The organism is Pseudoalteromonas aurantia (assembly GCF_005886875.1).
Taxonomy (GTDB): Bacteria; Pseudomonadota; Gammaproteobacteria; order Enterobacterales; family Alteromonadaceae; genus Pseudoalteromonas; species Pseudoalteromonas aurantia_A.
Genome location: NZ_PNBY01000150.1, coordinates 1 through 5,966, shown reverse-complemented (window position 1 = coordinate 5,966; position 5,966 = coordinate 1). Strand labels below are relative to the sequence as shown.

Genomic DNA, 5,966 nt, shown 5'->3' with positions numbered 1-5,966 from the left:
GCGCTAGGTGGGGATTCAATCAACAGCTTACGCTTAATTGCATTAGCAAAAAGTCATGATATTACATTGAGTGTGCAGGATATTTTCACCAGTACTGATTTATACTCACTTGCACGACACAGCCTCAGTTCGAGTGAGAACACTATATCGCCTTTACTTAGGGCTGAGCCTGCACAGCAAACGTTGTCTTATGCACAAGAGCGTCAATGGTTCTTGTGGAAATTAGCACCAGAAAGTGATGCTTACCACATTACAGGGGGATTGATCTTAGAGGGCGAGCTAGATTTTACCGCACTGCAAACTGCATTTGACTATGTTCTTGATAAGCATGATGCATTACGTACAAGATTTGTTGAGCACCAAGATGCCAGTGTGACACAAGTCGTAGAACAGGGGGTGAAAGCAAATATTCAACGTTTAGATGCTTCTACTAAAGATGCAGAGTCAGATTCATTTAAGTCTGATTTAGTGAAAACGCCGTTTGATTTAACGACAGATAAATTGTTACGCGTTGGCTTAATTATGCATGCACAAGATAAGCATGAGTTGGTTGTGGTAATGCATCATATTGTGTCCGATGGTTGGTCGCTAAATTTGATTATTGCCGATTTTGTAGGTGGTTATTCAGCAGCGTTAAAGGGGGACTCACTCGAAGTAGAATTGCAGCCACGTTACAGTGACTATGCTCAGTGGCAAAAGCAGTGGTTGGAAGAAGGGGAAGATGCAAGACAGCTGGCATATTGGAAAGAGAACTTAGGTGATTCTCACCCAGTCCTGGAATTACCTGCCGATTTGCAAAGTGATCAACAGGAATATAGTAATGGTATTGCTATTCACGCTATTCCAAAGACATTGAAAGCGCAGTTAAGTCATTACGCTAAAGATCAAGGCAGTACTTTATTTGCTCTGCTCATGAGTGCGTGGCATGTTTTACTTCATCGTTACTCTGGTCAATCAGATATTCGAGTTGGTATGCCTATCGCTAATAGGCAACATATTGAAAGTCACAGTATTGTTGGCTTTTTTGTCAATACGCAAGTGATCCGCAGTGTGTTATCAGCAGATATGGCACTGGGACAAGTCGTGAGCGCTATTACGGGAAGTTTACAAGGGGCTCAGGCGAATCAAGACCTCCCTTTTGAAAAACTGGTTGATGGGCTTGAGTTAGAGCGTAATTTAAACCGCTCTCCGTTGTTTCAAGTGATGCTAAATTATCAGCGTCAAGAAGATAATGTGTTGTCACAACTACCTGAACTGACGATTAGTGAAGCAAAGCTTCCGACCAATAGTGCACAGTTTGAATTGTTACTTGAAGCGATTGAAGATACTGAAGGTGAAGTGACGTTATATTTAAATTACGCTACTGAACTTTATAGTGACAGCCGAGTTCAAGAACTGCTTGATGGCTTTATCTCGATACTCACGGATATTGCATTACGCCCAGAGCAAACAGTGAGTAGTGTCGGGGTGCTAAAAGAGCATACGATTGACAATCTTATAGCCTTTGGACGTGGTAATGAATGCAATGTGCCCAAAATGTTATTGCATGAAAGCATCGAATACCATAGTGTAAATACACCTAACCATATAGCTTTGAGGTATGGTGAAGAGTCTATTACTTATGCGCAGCTGGCACTAAAAGTGAATCGGTTATGTGCTTATTTGCAGGCGAATGATGTGCTTGTGGAAGACCAAGTCGGGGTGATTTTTAATCGCAATATCGATATGGTTGTGAGTTTACTCGCTATCCATCAGGCGGGTGCAGCATATGTTCCTATTGATCCTAATTTGCCGAGTGATCGTGTTAAATATATAGTGAGTAGCAGTACTTTAAAGCTTATTCTGACGGATGGCTCAGCGGCTAACTTTACTGAGTTAGCGCAATTGTCAGATATACACGTTTTACAGAGTATCGTTTATTCGTCGGATGAGCCTCACTGCTGTTCTCACATATCAAAAGATAACTTAGCCTATGTGATTTATACCTCAGGTTCTACTGGGCAGCCTAAAGGGGTTGCGGTAACGCACCAAGGATTATCGAACTATTTATCCTATGCACAGGCTGCCTATTTACCAAATGTATCATCGAGCTTAGTGAGTTCAACACTCTCTTTTGATGCCACAGTAACGAGCTTGTTAGCGCCGTTATATGGCGGTAAAACAGTAACATTGTTGGCATCAGGGGATGAAGAGCTCAGTAATTTAATTGCACATTTACAACAAAGTAATGATGCCACATTATATAAAATAACCCCTGCCCATATCGATGCTATGCTTGCCAGTGATTTACTCACAACAAGTGAGCAAGCGCATTGCTTTGTTGTTGGGGGGGACAAATTATTGGGCTCTACGGTTGCTCAATTGAAAGCCTTATTCCCTTATGCACAAATCATTAATGAATATGGACCGACAGAGACCGTCGTTGGATGTTCAGTTTTTAATATCGATAATGAGACTAACGAGCGCTGGGATGTGATCCCTATCACCGATGCAATTGAAAATACCCAATTGTATGTATTGAGTGATGCGTTAACCCTGATGCCAATAGGTGTGCCAGGTGAATTATATATCGCAGGAGAAGGGCTTGCTCGGGGTTATTTAAACCAAGGCGCTTTGACTTCAGAAAGGTTCATAGCAAACCCATTTAGCGACGATGGTGCTCGCTTATATCGAACGGGAGATTTGGTACGTTGGAGCTTTGATGGAGAGCTTGAGTACTTAGGACGCACAGACCATCAAGTGAAAGTGCGAGGATTTAGAATTGAATTGGGTGAGATAGAAGCCAATTTATGTAATATCCCAACCGTAAATGAAGCTATTGTCGTCGCAGATGAAACCGAAAATGGGACGCAATTAGTTGCTTATATTGTGGCTGATGATGACATCGAGTATGACGCATTAAAAGAGATATTGCGGAACAATTTACCGAGTTACATGATCCCCGATCTATTTGTCACGCTAGCAAGCTTTCCTTTGACTAATAACGGTAAAGTTAATCGAAGTGCCTTACCTAAAGTGGACAGAGCCGCAGATACTGATTTTGTTGCACCCGAGGGTGAGCTAGAAATTATGTTAGCCGCTATTTGGCGATCAATCCTCGGTGTTGAACAAGTGGGTCGTCATGACAATTTCTTTGAATTAGGTGGGGACTCCATAGTCAGCTTACAAATAATTGCAAAACTTCGTCAGGCTGGCTACTTGGTAACCCCTAAACAAGTGTTCGAACAGCAAAATATAGCGCGCCTAGTGACATGTTTAATTGCTATAGAAAATGAAGATTTAATTGAGCAAAATGTTTTTGGGAAAGTAGAGTTACTGCCGATCCAATCCAGTTTCTTTCAAAATGAGATGGCCGATCGCTCCCATTGGAACCAAGCTGTGATGCTACACAGTGATCAAGTGTTAGATGAGGCAGCACTTAATGCCGCGATAAGTCAGTTGGTTGAAAGTCACGACGCGTTGCGCATGCGATATTATCAAGATGAAATGGGGATTTGGAGTCAAGAGTATACAGAGTATCGAGAGGATTTTGTTGAACAAAATATGTGGTTACATGATGTTGATGTGGCTGATATAGAGCAATTAGCTCAACAAGCTCAAGAAAGTTTAGATATTACCCATGGTTCAATGATGAGAGTCGTGAAAATGCGAGTGAATGATGGCACATATAGGCTGTTATTCGTTATTCATCATTTGGTTGTAGATGGTGTATCTTGGCGGATTTTATTAGATGATTTAGCAGTTGCATATGAGCAAGCTATTGAAGGTAAAGAGCGTACGTTGGCGTTAAAAAGTCACAGCTATCAATACTGGTCTGAACGTGTGCGTGAGTACCCGAGTCAATTTAAAGATGAGTTTGCGTATTGGTCTGAGCAAGTCACTCAGCCATTGCAATTACCTAACTTAAGGGCACAGGGCAGTGCATTAGCACTGCATCGTGCAGCAGTCAGTGTCAATTTAGATAAAGTGCGTACTGAGTCATTATTACATGATGCGCCAAAAGTATATCGTACACAGATAAATGACTTGTTACTGAGCGCATTAAGTGAAGCCTTGTATCAATGGTTAGGTCAATCTGAAGTATCTATTAACTTAGAAGGTCATGGGCGAGAGTCATGGGAGCATGGCTTAGACTTAAGCCGGACTGTGGGTTGGTTTACAACACTCTATCCAATTGTATTGCAGCGAATGCCCTCGTTGGCGCATACAATCATTGCCAATAAAGAAAACTTACGGGCTATTCCAAATAAGGGGATAGGATATAGTGCATTTAAATTTAATGGCACAGAAGAAGAACAAAAGCAGTTGCAGCAAAGCTCACTCAGTCAAATTGAATTCAACTATTTGGGGCAATTCGACAATGGCGCAGCGAGTGATAGTACTTCGGTTTGGCGTTTAGCATCTGAAAGCTCAGGAAAAGCAACGAGTGACACTATCGCTATGAATAGTGAGTTGGCGATTAATGGGCAAGTACTAAATGGGGCACTGTCTTTTGAAATAAGCTTCTCACAAGCGCGTTTGAATAATGAAGATGTGGCGCAGTTTGCCGCACATTTTGAGGCTGCATTGCAGCAGGTTGTAGATCATTGCCAAACGGCACAAGGTACATTAACCCCATCAGATGTTCCACTGACTAAATTGTCGCAAACACAATTAGAAGCGTTGCCACTTGATCTGAGTAATGTAGATGATCTATATCCATTATCACCCATGCAAGAAGGCATGCTATTCCACAGCATGTTTGAACAAAGTAGTGCGTACATTAATCAAACCTGTTTTGAGGTAAAAGGACTAGATGTAGAGCGCTTCAAACGCGCTTGGCAACAAGTGACAGGACGTCATGATGTGCTGCGAACAGGTTTTGTGTGTACTGATAACTTTAATTTGCAGTTTGTTGCGAAAGAAACAGAGCAATCTTGGCAGGAACTAGATTGGCAAAATAGCACGTTAGATAAGGCTGCCCTCATCACACAAGCGCAAGCGGATCGGGCGCGAGGATTTGATCTCATTAATGACCCTGGCTTGACGCGGCTAACACTGATAAATACAAGCGCGACAGAGCATTATTTAATATGGACAAGTCACCATTTATTAACAGATGGTTGGAGTACATCTGTCATGATGGGGGAGATCCTACAAGCATACGAAGGGATGCGCCTACCGAAAGATACGGTGCAATATAAAGACTATATTACTTACCTAGCAGAGCAGGATGCTTCTACTAACCTGGCTTATTGGCAGCATGAAACAAATAGACTGACTGGCCCAAGCTACCTGACTTCGGTATTAAGTGGGGATTCTGAGTTTAGGCAATATGGTAAGGAATACATTAATTTTGATGAAACACAAACTGTCAGCTTAACAGCGTTTGCAAAGCAAAATCATGTGACAATAAATACTGTTATTCAAGGTGCATGGGCATTACTGCTGTCGCGATACTTAAACCGGGATACAGTATGCTTTGGTGCAACCACCTCAGGCAGACCAACCGATATGGTTGGTAGTAGCGCATGCTTGGGGATGTTTATCAATACCATCCCGGTGATCACTGAAATAGATCCAGCACAGTCGTTAAGTACTTGGTTACAGTCAATTCAAACCGCGAGTGTTCGTTCTAGAGAATTTGAGTTTACGCCGCTTTATGATATTCAGAAGCAAGCTGGTGAACGTTTAGACCTGAATATAGAAGGTTTATTCGATACCTTAATGGTATTTGAAAACTACCCGATCTCTGAGACACTCCAAAATGGAGAAGGGAAAGGCACTGCATTTGATGTTGTTAATTCAGCTGAGGAGACCAACTATCCGGTATCTCTAGGGGTTGAGATCGAAGCATTATTAAAAATCACATTGACGTATCAACATGACAAGGTAAGCACGGTAAGTGCAAGCATGCTTTCAAAGCAGTTGGAGTCTTTGATTTTAAAAATGCTCTCTAGCCAAAACCAATTATTATCAGAGCTATC

General features: G+C 42.0%; 1 protein-coding gene. It reads left to right on the top strand.

Annotation, left to right across the window (positions count from 1 at the left end; genetic code table 11):
• Positions 1-5,966 (top strand): non-ribosomal peptide synthetase (locus CWC18_RS19905; protein ID WP_138675960.1); only part of this gene is annotated, 5,966 nt, incomplete at both ends.